The 18,546-nt window shown below is 71.1% G+C and carries 13 protein-coding genes and 1 pseudogene; 8 read left to right on the forward strand and 6 right to left on the reverse strand.

The window, feature by feature from the left end; genetic code table 11:
• From ABD333_RS11240 to ABD333_RS11255, 5 genes and pseudogenes are all read right to left on the reverse strand, one after another.
• The gene (locus tag ABD333_RS11240) at positions 1–1,095 is read right to left on the reverse strand and encodes an ATP-binding protein (RefSeq protein WP_425546906.1); all 1,095 of its coding nucleotides are present in this window, start codon (positions 1,093–1,095) and stop codon (positions 1–3) included.
• On the reverse strand, positions 1,092–2,507 hold the full coding sequence (locus tag ABD333_RS11245; protein WP_344540253.1) for a DUF5691 domain-containing protein: 1,416 nt from the start codon (positions 2,505–2,507) through the stop codon (positions 1,092–1,094). Before ABD333_RS11245 ends, ABD333_RS11240 begins: the two co-directional genes overlap by 4 nt.
• 177 nt (positions 2,508–2,684) lie before the next feature.
• Positions 2,685–2,969, reverse strand: a pseudogene (locus tag ABD333_RS47825) (DUF5691 domain-containing protein); the annotation flags it as partial.
• Positions 2,903–4,195 (reverse strand): SWIM zinc finger family protein, encoded by a 1,293-nt coding sequence (locus ABD333_RS11250; RefSeq protein ID WP_344540254.1) that lies wholly within the window; start codon positions 4,193–4,195, stop codon positions 2,903–2,905. The gene ABD333_RS11250 and the pseudogene ABD333_RS47825, both read right to left, overlap by 67 nt.
• Positions 4,196–4,268: 73 nt before the next feature.
• Positions 4,269–5,432, reverse strand: a complete 1,164-nt coding sequence (locus ABD333_RS11255; protein WP_344540255.1) for an alkaline phosphatase PhoX — start codon at positions 5,430–5,432, stop codon at positions 4,269–4,271.
• A 232-nt stretch (positions 5,433–5,664) separates the two neighbouring features.
• On the opposite strand from ABD333_RS11255, the gene ABD333_RS11260 reads away from it, so the two are divergent.
• Genes ABD333_RS11260 through ABD333_RS11270 form a run of 3 tightly spaced genes read left to right on the forward strand, consistent with a single transcriptional unit; the run spans position 5,665 to position 8,812 of the window.
• Entirely contained in the window at positions 5,665–6,975 is a 1,311-nt protein-coding gene (locus ABD333_RS11260) for a glycosyltransferase family 4 protein (protein WP_344540256.1), read from the forward strand.
• Complete coding sequence (locus tag ABD333_RS11265; RefSeq protein WP_344540257.1) at positions 6,972–7,715, forward strand: DUF2334 domain-containing protein; 744 nt, start codon at positions 6,972–6,974, stop codon at positions 7,713–7,715. Before ABD333_RS11260 ends, ABD333_RS11265 begins: the two co-directional genes overlap by 4 nt.
• Positions 7,712–8,812 carry a glycosyltransferase gene (locus tag ABD333_RS11270; RefSeq protein WP_344540258.1) on the forward strand — a complete coding sequence of 367 codons (1,101 nt, stop codon included), beginning with the start codon at positions 7,712–7,714 and terminating at the stop codon, positions 8,810–8,812. Before ABD333_RS11265 ends, ABD333_RS11270 begins: the two co-directional genes overlap by 4 nt.
• Positions 8,813–9,026: 214 nt before the next feature.
• Here the strand turns inward: ABD333_RS11270 and ABD333_RS11275 are convergent, their stop codons facing one another.
• Positions 9,027–9,770, reverse strand: coding sequence for a M50 family metallopeptidase (locus ABD333_RS11275; protein WP_410556925.1), 744 nt, complete (start codon positions 9,768–9,770; stop codon positions 9,027–9,029).
• Between the two features lie 232 nt (positions 9,771–10,002).
• Between ABD333_RS11275 and ABD333_RS11280 the strand changes: the two genes are divergently transcribed.
• The 5 genes from ABD333_RS11280 (at position 10,003) to ABD333_RS11300 (ending at position 18,536) form a co-directional block, all read left to right on the forward strand.
• Entirely contained in the window at positions 10,003–11,619 is a 1,617-nt protein-coding gene (locus tag ABD333_RS11280; RefSeq protein WP_344540260.1) for a CocE/NonD family hydrolase, read from the forward strand.
• Positions 11,620–11,876: 257 nt separating this feature from the next.
• Complete coding sequence (locus ABD333_RS11285; protein WP_344540262.1) at positions 11,877–14,240, forward strand: fibronectin type III domain-containing protein; 2,364 nt, start codon at positions 11,877–11,879, stop codon at positions 14,238–14,240.
• 11 nt (positions 14,241–14,251) lie between these two features.
• On the forward strand, positions 14,252–15,241 hold the full coding sequence (locus ABD333_RS11290) for an AAA family ATPase (RefSeq protein ID WP_344540264.1): 990 nt from the start codon (positions 14,252–14,254) through the stop codon (positions 15,239–15,241).
• Positions 15,241–16,374 (forward strand): DUF58 domain-containing protein, encoded by a 1,134-nt coding sequence (locus tag ABD333_RS11295; protein WP_344540266.1) that lies wholly within the window; start codon positions 15,241–15,243, stop codon positions 16,372–16,374. The genes ABD333_RS11290 and ABD333_RS11295 overlap by 1 nt, the downstream gene beginning before the upstream one ends.
• Positions 16,371–18,536, forward strand: coding sequence for a transglutaminase TgpA family protein (locus ABD333_RS11300; RefSeq protein ID WP_344540268.1), 2,166 nt, complete (start codon positions 16,371–16,373; stop codon positions 18,534–18,536). Before ABD333_RS11295 ends, ABD333_RS11300 begins: the two co-directional genes overlap by 4 nt.
• The last annotated feature ends 10 nt before the right edge of the window (positions 18,537–18,546 follow it).

Below are 18,546 nucleotides of genomic sequence, written 5' to 3' on the forward strand. Positions count from 1 at the left end.
TCAGGAGACCTCCCGGCAGGCGCGGTAGAAGTCGAGCCATTCGGGGCGTTCGCGTACGACGGTCTCCAGGTATTCCTGCCAGACGACACGGTCGGAGACCGGGTCCTGCACGACGGCGCCCACGATGCCGCCCGCGACGTCGGCGGCGCGCAGCACGCCGTCGCCGAAGTGCGCCGCCAGCGCGAGCCCGCTGGTGATCACGGAGATGGCCTCGGCGGTGCTGAGCGTTCCCGACGGGGACTTGAGCTTGGTGCGGCCGTCGCCGGTCAGCCCGCCGCGCAGCTCGCGGAAGACGGTCACGACCCGCCGGATCTCCTCCAGCCCGGCCGGTGCCTCGGGAAGCTGGAGGGCGCTGCCGAGCTGGTCGACGCGGCGCGCGACGATGTCCACCTCGTCGTCCACCGAGTCGGGCAGCGGCAGCACCACCGTGTTGAACCGGCGGCGCAGCGCGCTGGACAGCTCGTTGACGCCCCGGTCGCGGTCGTTGGCGGTGGCGATGACCGTGAAGCCCTTGCGGGCCTGGACCTCGGTGCCCAGCTCCGGCACGGGAAGGGTCTTCTCGGAAAGGATCGTGATGAGCGTGTCCTGGACGTCGCTCGGCATGCGCGTGAGCTCTTCGATCCGGGCGACGGCGCCGGTGCGCATGGCCCGCATCAGCGGGCTCTCGACCAGGGCACGCTCGGAAGGGCCTTCGGCGAGAAGGCGCGCGTAGTTCCACCCGTACCGCACCGCCTCCTCGGCCGTGCCCGCCGTACCCTGCACCAGCAGCGTCGAGTCACCGCTGACGGCGGCCGCCAGGTGCTCCGACACCCAGGTCTTGGCCGTGCCCGGAACGCCGAGCAGCAGCAGCGCCCGGTCGGTGGCCAGCGTCGCCACGGCGACCTCCACCAGCCGCCGCGGGCCGATGTACTTCGGGCTGATCTCCGAGCCGTCCGGCAGCGTCCCGCCGAGGAGATAGGTGGTGACCGCCCACGGCGACAACCGCCAGCCGGGCGGGCGCGGCCGGTCGTCGTGCTCGGCCAGGCGGGCCAGCTCACCGGCGTACTCCTGCTCGGCGTGCGGCCTGAGCACGGTGGCGTCGATATCGGATGTCACGCAGAGAGCTCCTTCAGCATGTCGTGGCGGAAACGCAGTGTCTCGGTCAGTTCGTGCAGGGCGCGCGTGGCGACCGTGCCCGGGCCGGTGACGCGCACGCCGGCGCCGGACTCGGTGGCGAGGCGGTGCGCGAGCGCCTCCAGGCGGGGGGCGGCCTCGGGAACGAGGCGCTGGTCGGCGAGCCTGCACAGCTGGGTGAGGGTGTGCTCGTACCGCTGTGAGGAACGTTCGGCGGCGCTCGCCAGCGTCGCGACGACCGCGTCGGCCAGCTCCCCGGACCACGGTCCCGGAATGCGTTCGAGAACGCGCAGCAGGTCGGGATTGCCCTCCACCCAGCGGATCAGCCCGGCGGCCGCGGCGTCGCGTTCGGAGGCGGGCAGGATCGCGAGGAGGTCGGCGAGCGCCTCGGGCTCGTCCACCACGACGCCGCCCTTGAGCAGCGCGCGCGCCCATCCGGCGTCGCGCTGGCGCAGCGCGGCGCGCGCCCAGCCGATGTGCACGTCACGGGCGCCGCGCGCGTCGCGGTCGACCGCGTCGGCGACGGGCAGGCAGACGATCTCCATCGGCGGCAGGCCGAACAGCTCGGTCCAGGTGGTCAGCGGCGTGCGCGCGAGGATCTCGCGCAACCATGCGGCGCGGGCGCCGACCGGCCCGCCCGCCCTGCCGCCCGGCGCGAACGAGCCGGTGGGGTGGAACGGCACGCCGTCGCGCGCGAGGTCCTCGTCGTGCTCGTGCGGCGCCTCGACCACGACCCAGGTCTGCCTGCGCGCACGCACGGTGCGAACCTCGGGCCGTACGCACTGGCGGGCCCGGGCGGCCATCCGCCGCCCGTACGCCGAGCCGGGGAGCCGCGCGAGCAGATCCGAGGCGAGCTGGCGGACGTCTTTGCCGCGGTCTTCCAGAGCCTCTTCGAGGAACGCCTCGTCGTCCGCCGACAACCCGTGCTCGAACGTGGCGAGGAACGCGGCCCGGTCAGGGGCGGGCTCCTTGGCCCACGTCTCCCGCAACGCCTCACGTGCCGCCGCCGGGTCGGCGCCGCGCAGGCGGATCAGGTATGCGACCCGCTGGTTACGGGTGCCGGTCTCCCACACGTCCGGGCCGCCCCCGGGATCGTCACCGGCTCCGACGAGGTAGGCCCAGTCGGTGTTCTGCAGGGCGAGCCACACGCCGCGCCGTCCGGCGGCCCGGACGATCGCGGGCCGCAACATCCGGTCGCTGCGCCCCTTTTCGAGCAGCTCGGGCAGCAACCGCGCGGGAACGCGTAGCCCGTTGGCCGCGGCCGCCTCAAGCCACTCGGGCAGCACCCTGATCTGCTCGCCGCGCAGAATACGCGCCAGCCGCCCAGCCGCCGCCTCGGACGCCGCCGGAACATCCTCCGCAGGCGCACGCGCGATCAGCGCAAGCCCCTCCACACCCCCACCCGGCTGGCTGCCTGAGCCAACTTCGCGCGGCTGGGCGCCCGTGTCCGGCGTGCCTGGTTGGCCGTCCGTGCTGGCCGCGCCTGGTTGACCGCCTGCGCTAGGCCCGCCCGGCTGAGTGCCTGAGCCAACTTCGCCCGGTTGTGCGTCTGTGCTGGGCGTGTCCTGTTGGGTGTCCGTGCTGGGATCGGCTGGTTGGGGGGTTGCGGCTCGTCTGGCTGGTTGGATGCCTGCTCGGCGTTGGACGGTTAGCAGGGCGGCCTGGTCGAGCAGTCTTCCCGCTTGGTCCGCGTCGGGGAGCTGCTCATCGGGCGGGGCCGTGGGGAGGGGCGGCGGCGGGCGGCGCTGGGTGCCGAGGAGGGCGGCGGTGACGTGCTCGTTCCAGGCGTTCACAGGATCACGATCCCCTCGTCCTCGTGCCAGGCCGACAGCGGGCGCAGGCCGCGCGGGCCCCATTCTCCGGCGAACGTGAACGGGGCGCCGCCCGAGACGGCCAGCAGGCGCCACGGGTCGGTCGGCCGCAGCGGCAGTGAGTCGCCGTCGGCATCGACGACGTGCAGGGCCGTGGGGCCTGAGCGGGCCAGGCGCACGGAGCGCAGCACCGCGGGCCAGCGGGCGAGCCACGGATCGCGCGCGAGCGCCGCCGCGTGCTCGGCCAGGAACTCGCGAACGGACGTGCCGTGCGGAGCCGTGCCCGCCGTGGTGCCGAGCCGTTCGGCCACCAGCGCCCGCAGAGGTTGGGCGCCCGGATAGAACGCCAGCTCGGCCTCCACCTCGGTGCCGACCACCAGCGACACGTCCAGCGGGCGTCCGGGGACCCCGAACGACAACACCAGCGCGGGCCGTCCGCTCTCACGGCCGCGCAGCCATATTCGGCGCGTGGTCAGCCGGTCTTGCTCGGTGTCGTGCGTGCCCGTCACGTACCAGCGGTCGCGGACCCGCTCGCCCTCGGCCAGTACCTCGTCTTGCGCGAGCGTGAACCCGACCCGGGACCGGACGGTGTCACGCAGCTCCGGAGGCAGGCGGTCACGCTCCTGATATGCCCGGACGAGCAGCCGCATCAGGGCGTACTCCTCCAGGAGGCGATCGGGCCAGCCCGGCTGGCGCGGAACGGCGGCCAGCCCGCGGACCTGGCCGGCCAGCGCGCTCGCCTGCGCGTCGACCAGCCGCCTAGCCACGTCGTCCCACATCCGGTAGGGCGCCTTCTCGGCCTGCGCGAGCCCGTGCGTCACCTGGTCGCGCAGCCACTGGTCGAGCTCGGCGAGGCCGTCGTCGACCCGGCGCTCCCGTCGTTCGGCGGTCTTGGGGTCCTTGGCCTTGGTATCGGCGCGGCGCTCGGCGGCCTTGTCGGCCCGCTGCCGCCGTTCGTGGAGCCATTCGGCGGCCCAGCCGGGACGGGGCCCGGCCGGGACCGTTCCGTCGCTCCACAACAGCAGCAGCCCGACGGCGTGCTTGCACGGGAATTTGCGACTCGGGCAGGAGCACCGGAATGCGGGCTCGGTCAGATCGGCGCACGTGCGATAGACACTTTTACCGCTGCCCTGACACTCGCCCCAGACCGCCTCCCCGTCGCTGCCCGTACCGCTCCATTTGACCGGTTTGGCGACACCACCGGCGGCCTTGGCCGACGCCGCGTCCGGCGCCAGGCCGAGCACCTGCTCCCGACCCCATCGATCGCTCACATTGTCGAAACTATCGGCAGGGTCGGACATTCACCGGCCTTTTACCGGCCGCCGGTTTTCCGTCGCTCTTGACTCAGGTGCGGAAGGGGCCCGTGACGCAATAGGTGATCCCGCCGGAGGACGAGCCGGACGTGCCGCGCTGGGACGAGAAGTACAGGCGGTTTCCGGCCGGATTGAACGCCGGGCCGCAGATCTCCGAGGACGACTGGCCGTTGATCCGCAGGAAGACGGAGATCTTGTCGTCCGGCGTGATCATGCAGATCTCCATGTTGCCGCCGTCCTCGGCCACGTACAGGTCGCCGAAGCTCGATCCGGTGACGTTGTCGACGCCGGTCAGCGGCGCGGGGCCGGGATTGACGAGGCTGTCGTCGTAGGCGAGCTCGTACGTGCTGCCGGCGAGGTTGAACTGCCAGACCCGGTTGTCACCCTTGGTCGTGATCCACACCGTGTCGTTCGCGTAGTGGCATCCCTCGCCGCCGTTGAACCTCTTGGCGCCCGAGACCTGGTTGCGCGTGGCCGTAGGGGAGCCGTCCGGGTCGGGCACCGTTCCCCATGTGAACGAGCCGGACGTGCCGGTACCCGCCCTGAGCACCTGCAACGTCCCCGCCGACAGATCACCCCACGTGGTCGGCACGAACCGGTAGAAGCAGCCGTCGCTCGCGTCCTCGGTGAGGTAGATGGCCCGCCGTACGGGATCGGCCGCGGCCGCCTCGTGGTTGAAGCGTCCCATAGCGGGCCTGACCGCCGCCGTACCGCCGAACGGGTAGGTCTCCCATACGCGGCCGTCGCTGACCTCTTCGCAGGACAGCCAGGTGTTCCAGGGCGTCTTGCCCCCGGCGCAGTTGCGGTTGGTGCCCGACAGGATGCGCGACGCGCCCGTCACCGTTCCCGAGGAGTTGAACCGCAGCATCGAGGCGCCCCCGCCCGCACTCGCGCTGACCTCGGCGTTCGAGACGTAGATCCAGCCGGTGCCGTCCGCGAAGCACGCGCCGCCGTCGGGCGCGTCGTGCCAGGTGTAGGACGTGCCGGTGACCGTCTGCCGCGAACGGGCGACGATCTGGCTGGTGAAGCCCGCCGGTAGCTGGATGCCGCGGGTGTCGGCGGCCTGGAGCGGGCCGTAGGGGCTGGCCGCGTTCTGCGCGGGGGCGGCGAGCGCGGCGTTGTGCCACAGCGAGCCGGAGAAGGCGACGGCGCCGGTGCCGAGGACCGAGGCGCGGAGGAAGTTACGGCGTTCCATCGAGGTCTCCCGTCGGGGGGTGAGGAGGACGATCAGTTGCCGGGTCTGTGCGGAGGGTGATGCTGCGCCGAGAGTAGGAGAGGTCCTGAACGTTCGCCGGTGGCCCGGATGAACGGCGGATTGATGGGAGCTGTCCGCTTCTGGGTGCCCGGATCGTCCGTGGCCCACACCGCTTCCGTTCGCACGGAGTTTCCCCAATCGGCGTCGGAACGCGACCGGAACGTCGGCCGGCATGGACACGCTCTCGGCCGTGAAGGTCGCCATCGTGACCGAGTCGTTCCTGCCCCAGGTGAACGGGGTCACCAACTCGGTCTGCCGTGTTCTCGAACGCCTTGAGGCCCTGGGCCACGAGGCCCTCGTCGTCGCACCCGGGCGCAACCGCCGGAGCACAGGCCCCGCCGGTCCGGCGCCGGACTGCTACGCCGGTGCCCCGGTGAAGTACGTCCGCGGCGTCGCCCTGCCCTTCTATCCGTCGTTCGTTCTGGGGCTGCCTACGCGCGGGGTGACGTCGGCTCTCGCGGAGTTCGAGCCGGATGTCGTTCATCTGGCCTCGCCGCTGGTGCTGGGCGCGTCGGGCGCCGCCGCCGCGCGCAGGCTCGATGTGCCGTCCGTGGCTGTGTTCCAGACTGATATCGCTGGGTTCGCGCGGCGGTACGGGTTCCACGGCACGGGCCCGGTCATCTGGTGGTGGCTGCGCCGCCTGCACGGGCGTACCGGCCGTACGCTCGCCCCATCCACTCCCGTACTGGCCGAGCTCAAACAACGCGGTGTGCCCAGGCTGGCGCTATGGGGACGCGGGGTGGACAGGCGACGCTTCAACCCTGACCACCGATCGGCCGACCTGCGCGCGCGCCTGGCGCCACGGGGCGAGGTGCTCATCGGGTACGTCGGGAGGCTCGCGGCAGAGAAGCGCCCCCGCCTGCTCACCCGTCTGGTCGGCATCCCCGGAGCACGTCTCGTCGTTGTCGGTGACGGTCCCGAGGAGGAACGGCTGAGGCGCCAGCTGCCCGACGCCGTCTTCACGGGCTTCCGCACCGGCACGGAACTGTCGGAGCTCGTCGCGTCGCTCGACGTCTTCGTTCACACGGGCGCGGACGAGACGTTCTGCCAGGCGATCCAGGAGGCGCTGGCCTCCGGGGTCCCGGTGGTGGCACCCGCGGCGGGCGGCCCGCTCGACCTCATACGGCCGGGTTCCAACGGGCTGCTGTACGCGCCGGACGACGACGCCGAGATGCGCGCCGCGGTGAACACACTGGTAGCCGACCTCCCGCTGCGCCGCCGCATGTCCGCCCGCGCCGTGGAATCGGTCGAGGGCCGCGGCTGGGCGGCGGTCTGCGACGAGCTGATCGAGCACTACCGGGAGCTCACGGACGCGACGGCGAGGAGCCAGAGCGCCGCCGAACGCGAACTACCCGTCGAACGGCCAATCGACAGACCCGTCGAGCGGCCAATCGAGCGGCCCGTCGGACCGCACGCCGAGCTTTCAGTCGAACGGGCCGTTCAGCGGGCGGCCGAGCGAGCGCGAGAGGAGAGCGCCGCGTGAGCGGGCGTGACGGGCTCCGGTTCGTGGTGTCGGTGCACGATGTGGCCGCGAGCACCGCCGAGCCCGTGGCCCGGTGGCTCGCCGATCTGGACGAACGAGGCGTGCCGGCGACGTTGCTCGTCATCCCCGGGCCGTTCGGCGGCGGACCGGGCCTGGCGGGCGCGCCCGACCTGGTGTCGTTCGTCCACAAGGCCGTCGGGCGTGGGCACGAGCTCGCGTTGCACGGCTTCTTGCACGAGGGTGTGCCAGGTGGCCCGCGCTGGCGGCACCACGTGAACCAGGTACTGGCACGCGGTGCGGGAGAGTTCTGGTCCCTCACCGAAGACCAGGCGCGTGACCGGCTCCGGGCGGGCCTGGAAGTGCTCGCGGACGCCGACATCGGCGTCGTGGGCTTCACCCCGCCCGGCTGGCTCGCCTCTCCAGGGACCCGGCGTGCGTTGGCCGCCCTTGGATTCGCCTACTGGACGAGCCACTTGGCGGTACATCGTCTCCCGGGCGGGCCGATCCTCCGTATGCCCGCGCTCTCGCATCGGCCCGGCGCCTTCGGTGAACGCACAGGCGCTCACCTGATGGTCGAGGCGTCCCGTACGTTCACGCGCACGCGGATGCCGTTCCGCATCGCCCTGCACCCGGCCGACCTCGCTAGGCCGGGCCTACGGCGTGCCGCGCTCGCGGCCATCGACCAGACATTGGCCGCCGGTGGCAGGCCGGTGACCTACGAGACGCTGGTGACGGAGTGAGAGTCGTACAGCTGGCCAATCTCTACAGCCCTGTCTCCGGTGGACTGCGTACGGCCGTGGATCGGCTCGGCAGGGGCTATGTGGAGGCGGGTCACCGGCGTGCCCTGGTCATTCCGGGACCCACCTATACGCGCAGGCATACCGAGGCCGGTCTCGTCATCACCGTCCCCGGGCCATCGGTGGCACCCGGTTACCGGTTCGTCCTCGATCCTCGGCCGGTGCTGCGCGTCCTGGGGCGGTTGCGGCCGGACGTCATCGAAGTGTCCGACAAGGCGACCCTCACCGTGGCCGCCCGCTGGGGACGCCGCCGCGGGGTGCGCACAGTGCTGTTCTCCCACGAACGCCTGGACGCCATCCTGGCGCCGCGTACGCCCGGATGGGTTCCCCTGGAGGCCGTCGCGGACCGCTGGAACCGCCGCCTCGCCACGGCCTTCGACGCGGTGGTGGTCACCTCGGCCTTTGCCGCCGCCGAGTTCGCCCGGGTCAAGGCGCCATCCCTGCATCGAGTCCCGCTAGGCGTGGACTTGGAAACGTTCCGGCCCGCGCCTACGTGGCCCTTGGCCACTGCAAGACCAGTACGCCTCGTCCAGCTTGGGCGGCTTTCGACGGAGAAGCGGCCGGACCTCGCGCTCGAAGCCACCGCGGAACTCCACCGGCGCGGAGTCCCCGTGCACCTGGACGTGATAGGTGACGGCCCGCTGTCCGGCACGCTGCGGAGCATCGCACAGCGCGACGGCCTGCCGGTCCGCTTCCATGGCCACGTGCCCGGCCGCGCGGACATCGCGGGACTGCTCGCCACGGCGGACATCGCCCTCGCCCCATGCCCGGTTGAGTCGTTCGGCCTGGCCGTACTCGAAGCGCTGGCCTGCGGTACGCCCGTGGTCGCGGCCGATCGAGGCGCCGCGCACGAACTGCTCGTTCCCGGCGCGGGCGTCGCCGTGCCGCCGACCGCGACGGCGTTCGCCGACGGCGTGCAGCAGCTCCTTCGTCTGCCCGCCGACCACCGCCGCAAGGCCGCAAGGGCCCGTGCCGAGTGTTATCCCTGGGACGCCACCGTCACCGGCATGCTCGACGTCCTGGCAGAGGGGGTGTCCTAGAAGGGAATGGCTGACGGCTAACCGCTGCTAACGGCCGCGCCCCTTGCCCACTGTGGGACGGGAACGCTTGTGGTTCTTGCGCAGCCGGGCTTTGCGCTTGCGGTGATACTTGGCGCGATCAAGCTTCTTCTGGGCCATGTGTCATCGTGTGCTCGATGCACGAAAGCGCCTAGGGCCGTGACCGCATCCGGCCCCCAAGACGACGGAATCCAGGCTAGAAGCCGGGGGGCTGGGGGAGCGAAGCGGTGTCAGGCGCCAGCAGGACGCCGCCGGTGCCGAGGGCCACGAGCGCGACGATGCCGAAGAAACTCACCCAGGCCAGGCCGGGAACGCCGGTCAGGTGGGCCAGCTGGTCGGCGTCAGAGGTGGGCGCCATGCGGCGCGCGCGCATGCGCTGGAGTTCGATGACGGGCCGCGCGGCGGCGAACAGCAGGAACCAGGCGGCGAGGTAGGCGAACCCTGCCTGGGTCTTGTCGCCGCCTAGCCACGAGACGCCGAAGATGACCGCGCCCACGGCGAGGATGGACAGCACGCCGTAGGCGTTCCGGATCATCACGAGCATGCCGCCGAGCAGCGCCAGCGAGAACCACAACATGAGGGTGATGCGGCCGCCCGCGAGCAGCGCCGCGAAGAGCAGGCCGAGCAGCGGCGGCGTGAGGTAGCCCGCCATGGCCGTGAAGACCATCCCCGGCCCGTGCGGCTTGCCGCGCGAGACGGTGACGCCCGAGGTGTCGGAGTGGAGCTTGATGCCGTCCAGCTTGCGGCCCGTGACGAGGGCGATCAGCGCGTGCCCGCCCTCGTGCGCGATGGTCACCACGTTGCGCGCGACGCGCCACGTGGGGCCGTGCGCCACCGCGGCGAGAGCGACGAGGCCCACCAGGACGACCAGCCACCACGGAGGTGTCTGCTGCGTGCTCGTCACGCGATCCCACAGCTCGGCGATGCTTACCTGTTCCACGTCCACCCCGGGTTGTCGTTTGGCGTCCCCAGGTTAGGACGTTCCGGATAAGTGCCGCGTTCAGTTCCGTTCGGTAACAGCTACCCGGCGCGTTCAGTGACGGGCGTCACTCGTGACACGGGGTGATCGGTTCTGCCAGACTGAACGCCGTTCTACTAGTCAGTAACTACTTTCTGGTCATCGACGGCCCGTATATCGGGTTTCGGGCGAGTTATTTATCGGGAGCGCGCACGTGCCGAGTCGTCGTAGAGCTGCCGTGGCGATCGTCCTCGCCGGAGCCGCGGCCGGAGGATCGCTGGTCACGCCTCCGCCCGCCGTAGCCCACGCGACCGCGGACGCCGCGCCGACCGCGCCGACCGCGAAGGCCGCGTACGACTATCGCGAGGTCAGCATCCCGGGCACCGGCGGGATCACACTGGACGGGAACGTCTTCGTCCCGCGTACGCCCGGCCCGCACCCGGCGGTGGTGTTCATCTCCAGCTGGGGCCTGGAGGACCACGAGTACATCGCGCAGGCGGCCAGGTTCGCCGAGAAGGGCTACATCGTCCTGAGCTACACCGCGCGGGGGTTCTTCAACTCCGGCGGCGGCATCGACGTGGCCGGGCCGGATGACGTGGCCGACGGCTCGAAGGTGATCGACTGGCTCGTCGCCCACACCCCGGTGGATCGCTCCAAGATCGGCCTCGCCGGTATCTCGTACGGCTCGGGCTTCGGCCAGCTCATCGCCGCCCACGACGAGCGCGTGGCGGCCGTGGTCGCGATGGACACCTGGGGCGACCTGGTGGAGTCGCTGTACGCGAACGAGACCCGCCACATGGGGGCCTTCACGCTGCTCGCCGGCTCGGGCCTCCTCCTCGGACGGTTCAGCCCGTCCACGCGGACGATCCTGGAGGACTTCGCCGCCAACCGGAACGTTCCCAAGCTGATCGAGTGGGGCCGGGTCCGCTCGCCCGGCACGTACCGGCCCCGGCTCAACGCCCGCAAGGTGCCGATCTTCATCTCGAACGCGTACGGCGAGACGCTCTTCGGGCCCAACCAGGTCCTGGTGCACTTCGACCGGCTGACCGGTCCGAAGCGGCTCGACCTGTCGGTCGGCGACCACGCGATGGCGCACGCCACCGGCCTCCTCGGCGTCGACAGCCGTACGTGGAACGATGCGCACCGCTGGTTCGACCACTACCTGCGCGGCCAGGACAACGGCATCGACCGCGAGCCGCCCATCGCCGCCGAGGTGCACTGGAGCCGCAAGGTCGAGACCTACCGCGACGTCGCCGACTTCACCGGCTCCTACGAACGGCTAGCCCTCAACGTCCCTTCCGCGAAGGGCGAAGGTGCTCTCGGCCGGGCCATGCCCACCGCTGCCTGGGGCAAGACACTGCGTTCCGGCCAGGACAGTGGTGCGAACGCGGGGGTCGTGATCCTCAGCGCGGGCCTGCAGACCTTCGGCATTCCCAACCAACTCCAGACGCGCTGGATCTCCCGCAGCACCGCCGGGATCTGGTCGACCGCGCCGCTCAAGGCCACCAAGAGGTTGCGGGGCGCGCCCATGCTGGACCTCACGGTCAAGCCGTCCGCCCGTACCGCGACCCTCGTGTCGTACCTGTACGACGTGGATGCGCATGGCAACGGCCGGCTGATCACCCACGAGGCGCACTCCCTGCTCCGTGCCGCCCCCGGCAAGGCCGTCAGGGTCCCGATCCGCCTTCAGGCGACCTCGTTCGACGTGCCCGCCGGGCACCGGCTCATGCTGCTGATCGATACCAAGGACCCGATCTACGGCGACGCCACCGTGCCGGGCGCGACCATCACCGTTCAGTCGCCGTCCGCCGTGTCGCTGCCGCTCGGCTGACCGCCCTTCCCGCAGGCCTGGCGTCGATGTGAGCCGAGTCACTGGAACGATCGCCTCATCCGGCCACTCTTACGGTTCGCGGAACGAATCGAGCGGGCTCCCACTATGTTGTGGGGTCCGCACGCATTAGGGTGCACTTCGCGCTGTAAGTGACGCTTCGTCCAGGTCAGAACGGAACGCGCTCGGCGCGATCAGGAGGGTGACGGGCTTTGAGCGGGGTGAGAACCCCCGGTCGATCGGCGGTCCTGGGGAGACTGTTGCGCCGTGACCGGGTGACCGGGCAGGTGGCGATCGGGCTGGTGGGCGTACTGGTCGTGTCGGCCCTCGTGTACGGCGTCGGCATGGCCAGCTCGCGCTACAAGCTGTCCGACGTCGGCGCCTGGCTGACGGCCACCGGCAAGGGCATGGTCGTCCATGCCAACGGGCTGCTCGGCAAGGTCGACGGCAAGACGCAGATCCAGGCCGCGCCCAACCATCGCATCAAGATCATCCAGGACGGCAACACCGTCCTGCTGGTGAACGAGACGACCGGCGTCGTCAGCCGCATCGACCCGTCCCAGCTCAAGGTCACCCAGAGCCAGCGCTTCGGCATCGGCCTCCAGATCGTCGCCGCCGAGGGCGTCGCCTACACCCTCGACCCGGTCAAGGGCCTCGTCCAGCAGATCAACCCGGTCACCCTCGCCCCGATCGGCCGGGCCACCGCGCTCACCCCGCCGATCCGGCCCGGCGGCCTCGACCCCCGTGGCACCTTCTGGGTCCCCACCGAGCAGTCCGGCCAGCTGATCCCGTTCCAGAACGGCGTCCAGGGCAAGCCCGTCACAGTGGCCCAGCCCGGCGCCCAGCTCCAGCTCTCGATGGTGGCGGGCGTCCCCACCGTGATCGACACGACCTCCGGCACCGCCGCGATCGCCGGCCCCGACGGCGTCCGCAAGGTCGCACTGCTGTCGTCCGTCCGTGACAACCCCAAGGTCCCGGCCAAGGTGGAGGGCCAGACCCTGCCCATCCTCGGCACCGGCGGAGCCCTCGTCCTGCTCGACACCGGAACGGGACGCCTCACCTCGGCGGGCCTGCGCCTGCCGCAACGCCACAGCTTCGGCGCCCCCCAGGTCCTCGGCCCCAAGGTCTTCATTCCCGACGAGACCGCCGGTGCCCTCATCGTCTACAACGCGACCACCGGCCGCTTCGAGCAGACGATCCGCGTCTCCGGCAAGCCCGGCCCCCTCGACGTCTTCGTCAAGGACGGCATGCTCTGGGCGAACGACCCGTACGGCGACAAGGCCGTGTCCGTCGACCAGAACGGCCAACGCCGCAACATCCAGAAGTACACCGACAAGGTCCCCGGCGGCATCCGCCGCCCCATCCCCTCCCAGGGCGCGGGCGGCGACCGCGACGGCAACCCCGGCGGCAACGGCGACCGAGGCGGCGACCGCCCCGGCCGCCCCCTCCCCCCGAATAAACCCAACAGGCCCAACCAGCCTCCCTCCGCGCCGACCTCTGTTGTGGCGACAGGAGAGAACGGCACGGTCACGGTGCGGTTCGGGCGATCCGCCAGATACCGCGTCCAGCCCACCGGCTATGTACTCAAGTACGCCGATGGGCGGCCGGTCGACGGCGTGGCCGAGGTTCCGGACAACACGCCGAACACTGAGTTCAGCGTGCCCAACCTCCCGTGTGAGCAGGAATTCCAGTTCCGCGTCGTCGTCCGCTATCAGGACCCAAGGAGCAAGTCGTTCAGGAACGGCGCTTCTGGCATCAGCAACAAGACCACGGCTTGTCGGAACCCGGCCGCGCCTACGGGCGTCACGGCGGTGCCTGATGCGAACGGCACCATCACGGTCAGCTTCACCCCAGGCGGAGACACGACCGCCGTCAAGAAGTATGTGCTGACCAACGACGGCGGCACCTCCTACCCCGGGGTGGCACCGCTGCCCAAGGGGCAGAGCCGGTTCGTGGTGAGCGGCCTTGAGTGCAAGGCCGAGGACTACACATTCAAGGTCACGGCCGTCTATGACAAGGGCGACGGGGAGGGGCAAGCGCCTTCCCAGGAAACGGCCAACGCCCGAGCCTGCAGCCAGCCTTCTCCGGTGTCAGGGCTTGAGGCGACGGCGGAAAACCACGGCGCCCAGCTCAAGTGGAACAAGGTGGAAGGCAACGGCATCACCTACACCGTCCAGTCTTCGGCAGGTACGAAGTCCGGCTTGACGGAGACCTCATATAAGGTCTCCGGGCTGAGGAATGGCCAGAGTCATGATTTGACCGTGACCGCCGTGAACGCCGCCGGAAGCAGTCCGGCCACCAGAACGGTCAACCTGGACCCTGCGGCTCACGCCCAGAATTACAACGGACACCACAACAACAGCACGGAAACGACTCTTCGTGCCGGTCCAAACACTAATGAGCGCAAAGTCGGGTCTTTCCCCAAGGGCTTCACCGGCTCCGTCAAGGTGATCTGCCAGGAGTCCGGCGGCTTGGCGACGGACTCCGACGACGCAAGCAGGAAGAGCTCCGTTTGGGACAAGATCGAATACGAGGGCAACGTGGTGTGGGTGAGCGATCTCTTCGTGGCCACCCCTGAATCCGCCAACGGCTTCTCGGTCCCGCCGTTGTGGAACTGCACCTGAGGGGAGGCGACGTGACCGAGGGGCAGAGTGGGGTGGTTGACGGGGAGGCGCTTGCGGGGCGGTTCGCTCAGATGTTCGCGGCGTTGGCGGGGAACATCGAGCGGGTCATCCGGGGCAAGCGCGACAAGGTGGAGCTGGCGCTGATCTGCCTGCTGGCGGAGGGGCATCTGCTGGTGGAGGACGTGCCCGGGGTCGGCAAGACCACGCTGGCGCGGGCGATCTCGGCGTCGGTGGAGGCGCGGTGGACGCGCATCCAGTTCACGCCCGACCTGCTCCCGAGCGACATCACCGGCGTGTCGATCTTCAACCAGGGCAAGAGCACGTTCGAGTTCCATCCGGGGCCGATCTTCGCGAACCTGGTGGTGGCGGACGAGATCAACCGTGGTTCGCCCAAGACGCAGTCGGCGCTGCTGGAGGTCATGGAGGAGCGCCGGGTGACGGTGGAGGGCACGCCGCATCCGGTGCCGCGGCCGTTCATGGTCATCGCGACGCAGAACCCCGTGGACATGGACGGCACGTATCCGCTGCCGGAGGCGCAGCTCGACCGGTTCCTGATGCGGATCACGATGGGCTATCCCGACCACCAGTCCGAGGTGGCGGTGCTCGCGGGCGCGCCGACCGGGGCGATGCTCGACACGATGCCGCCGATCGCCGGGCGCGAGGACGTCGCGCGGATGATCGAGTTCGCGACGCGGCTGCATGTGGCGGCGCCGCTCTACGACTACGTGGTGCGGGTCGTGGCGTCGACGCGCGAGCACCCGGAGTTGCGGCTCGGCGCGAGCCCGCGCGCGAGCCTGGCGCTGCTGCGCGCGGCGCGGGTGCGGGCGGCGGCCGCGGGACGGTCGTTCATCGTGCCCGAGGACGTCAAGGCGCTGGCCGTTCCCGTGATCGCGCACCGCCTGATCGTGACGCCGGAGGCGGAGCTGCGCGGGCGTACCGGCGCCGACGTGGTGGGCGAGGTGCTCGCCGGCGTGCCGACTCCGCAGGCCGCGGCCGTCTGATGCTGACTCCGCTGGGGTGGGGGACCGCGGCGGCCTCGATCGTGTTGTACGGGGCGGGCTGGTGGCTGGGCTATCCCGAGCCGGCGATGCTGGCCCTGGCCGGGCTGTTCGCGGTCGGCGGCGCGGTGGTGTGGACGTTGCCGCGGCCCAAGCTGGAGGTACGGCGTGAGATCGCGCCGCTGAAGGTCGGCAGGGGCGAGCCCGCCGTGGGCGTCCTGCACGTGACAAACGCCGGGGGCGCCATACGCGGCGGGCTGACGGGTCTGGACGCGGCCGGGTCCACCGAGGTCACCGTCGACATACCTCGGCTGCGGCCTAAGGGAACGCGCACCGTCACCTACCGGCTGCCTACGGATCGGCGTGGTGAGATCGCGGTCGGGCCGCTGCGCCTGGTTCGGGCCGACCCGCTGAACCTGGCCCGGCGGGTACGTGAGTACGGGGCGCCGCAGACCCTGCTCGTACGGCCCCGGACCGTTCAACTGGGCCTGCTCCCCTCCGGGCGGGCTTACCACCTGGAGGGCCCGACGAGCGACAAGTCGCCCGCGGGTACGACGACGTTCCATGCCCTACGCGAGTACGTCATCGGCGACGAGATGCGGCACATCCACTGGAAGTCGTCCGCGCGTACGGGCACGCTCATGGTCCGCCAGCTCGTGGACGCCAGCCTGCCGACGACGACGCTGGTCATCGAGGCGCGGCCGGACGCCTGGGGCGATCCGGACGATTTCGAGCTGGCGGTCGACGCGGCGGCGTCGGTCGGGGTGGGCGCGTGCCAGGCCAACTTCCCGGTACGGGTCCTCGCGGGCGGCGGCCCGGTCGCCGACACCCGCGGCGGGCCGGACGACGCCGAGGTGGTGCTGGACCAGCTCACCAAGGTGATGCCCGCGGCGGACGCGCAGCCGGTGCTCGACGTCGTACGCCGCGTACGGCCGGGCGGCTCGCTCGTGGTGGTGACCTCGGGGACGGCCGACCTCAGCCGGATCGCCGCCGTGCGGAGCCGGTTCGACCGGATCGTCGTGCTGCGGGTGCGGCCCGGGGAGCCCGCCGTCGCGGCGCCCGGCGTCCAGCTGATCGACTTCGGTGACCTGGAGGAACTGGCGAACGGGTGGCAGCGGCTCGGGAGGGGGCGATGAGGCTCCGGCGCCTTCTGTCGCTCGTCGTGACCGCCGCGCTGACGGCCGTCGCCGGACTGGCGTTCCACCGCGTCTTCGGGTTCGGGCCGATCGTGCCGGTCGTCGTGGTCGCCGCGGTGGTCCCGACGGTCGTGTCCGCGCTGCTGGCGGGCCCGAAATCGGACCGGCCGTGGCCATTGTGGATCTCCTTGGTCATCACCGTTCTGGCCTCGGTCGGCACGGTGGCCGTCACGACGCTGCGGTCGGCTCTGGGCGACGGAACGCTCCCGCAGACACTCCGGTCGGGCGTCCTCAGCTCGTGGAAGTCGATCCTGACGACGTTGCTGCCCGCCCCTGCCAAGCCCGAGTTCCTCGTCCTCGTGCACGTGGTGGTCTGGCTGGCCGCGTTCGCGTCCGCCGAGCTGGCGCTGCGAACGTCGCTGCGCGCGGCGCCGTGCCTGCCCGCGTTCGGTGTCTTCGGGGTCGCGCTGCTGCTGGGCGTGGACGGCCCCGGCTCCAACACCGGGCTCGTCGCCGCGAGCGTGGTGCTGATCGGTGTGCTGATCCTCGTCCGTTCCGGCGAGGGCGCGAACTGGCGGCCGATCCTGCTCGGCCTGCCCGTCGCCGGAGCCCTCGGCGGGATGGCGTTCCTGTCCGGCCCCTACGTACCGGTGAGCGCCGACCCGTACAACCCGCGCGAGCAGGTGGCCGCGCCCCCGCCGCAGCAGCGCGACAGCGTGAGCCCGCTCGACCGCGTCGGCGGCTGGCTGCACAACGGCAACCAGTTCCTCTTCACCGTCGCCGGCGGAGGCGTGGACGACCTGCGGCTGGCCGTCCTGGACAGGTTCGACGGCGTCACCTGGTCGTCCACGGCCAAGTTCACGCCCACCGGCAGCCGGATACCGCCTTCGGACGAGGCGGGCGAGCGCCGCTCGGTGACCCAGCACATCACCATCCGCGACATGCCAGGCCTGTGGCTCCCTGCCGCCGACCGTCCACGCCAAGTGAAGCCTCAGTCCGGCCTAGGCGTGGTCGTCGACCCTGACAGCGGGACGATGGCCGCGGCACAACCGCTCAAGCCTGGCCAGACCTACCGGATCGACGCCCGCGTACGGACCTGGAAGGACATCAGCTTCGATGACGCGAACGCCGCCCAGGACGCCGAAGCGCAGGCCGCACGCCAGCTGCCCAACGGACCGGGCGCCGCGAAGCCGCCCGTCCAGGTCGCGGAGTTCCGTGCCCTCGCCCAGCGCGCCACGGCCGGGGCGACCTCGTCCGGCATGCAGGCGGCCATGTTGGCCGGGTTCCTCAAGAAGTACGCCAAGTACGACATCAGCGCGCCGCCAGGGCACAGCTACCGGCAGCTCGACTACTTCCTTGGCGAGGCCAGGAGAGGAACGCCCGAGCACTTCGCCACCGCCTACGCGCTGCTAGGCAGAACGCTGGGGCTCCCCACCCGTGTCAAGGTCGGCTTCCGCGGTGGGGTTCTGACCGGTGGCGAACGGGTGATCCGGTCGGGTGACGTCATGGTGTGGCCCGAGGTGAAGTTCGAGGACCTGGGGTGGGTGCAGTTCGACCCGATTCCTGAGCAGGCCCGGCGTTCCAAGGGAAACACGGTCGCCGCAGGGGAGACGCAGAAGGGGCTGGCCCAGGCACAGCAGAACGCCATCAACCAGAACCGCGGCTCAGGCCCGGGCAAGTTCCCCGGGGTGCCGCCCGTCAAGCCGGCCACGGCCGAGGACTCGGGGATTCCGCTCTGGACGTTGCCGGTGGCCGGCGTCGTGCTGCTCGTTCTCGCCTACCTCCTCGCCGTCGCGATCATGCCGGTCCTGCGCAGGCGCCGCCGCCGCTCCGGCCCTCCGGCGGCCCGGATCGCGGGCGCCTGGCATCAGACGCTGGAGCATCTGGGCGACGTCGGGCTCGCCACCGCCCGCACCCTCACCGCCCACGAGGTCGCCCGTTTCGGCGCCACGAGCCTGGGCGAGTCCGCCCTCGCCCATCTGCGTCCGCTGGCCGATCTCGTCAACCGCAGCCGGTTCTCCGGCGGTAGCCCCGACCCGCGTGCCGCCGACGCCGCTTGGGAACACAGCGACCACGTAGGCCGCCTAGTCACCGCCAAGGCAGGGAGGCCGAGACGGCTCTACCGCCGCCTCCACCCCCGTTCGCTGAAGCGAGCCCGATAAACCCTCGCAC

Source organism: Actinomadura fulvescens (assembly GCF_039533225.1).
Classification (GTDB): domain Bacteria; phylum Actinomycetota; class Actinomycetes; order Streptosporangiales; family Streptosporangiaceae; genus Spirillospora; species Spirillospora fulvescens.

Excerpts from the sequence above, each read along its gene's own strand:
- ABD333_RS11255 (WP_344540255.1), bottom strand. The coding sequence starts at position 5,432 with ATGGAACGCCGTAACTTCCTCCGCGCCTCGGTCCTCGGCACCGGCGCC.
- ABD333_RS11260 (WP_344540256.1), top strand. The coding sequence starts at position 5,665 with ATGGACACGCTCTCGGCCGTGAAGGTCGCCATCGTGACCGAGTCGTTC.
- ABD333_RS11295 (WP_344540266.1), top strand. The coding sequence starts at position 15,241 with ATGCTGACTCCGCTGGGGTGGGGGACCGCGGCGGCCTCGATCGTGTTG.
- ABD333_RS11300 (WP_344540268.1), top strand. The coding sequence starts at position 16,371 with ATGAGGCTCCGGCGCCTTCTGTCGCTCGTCGTGACCGCCGCGCTGACG.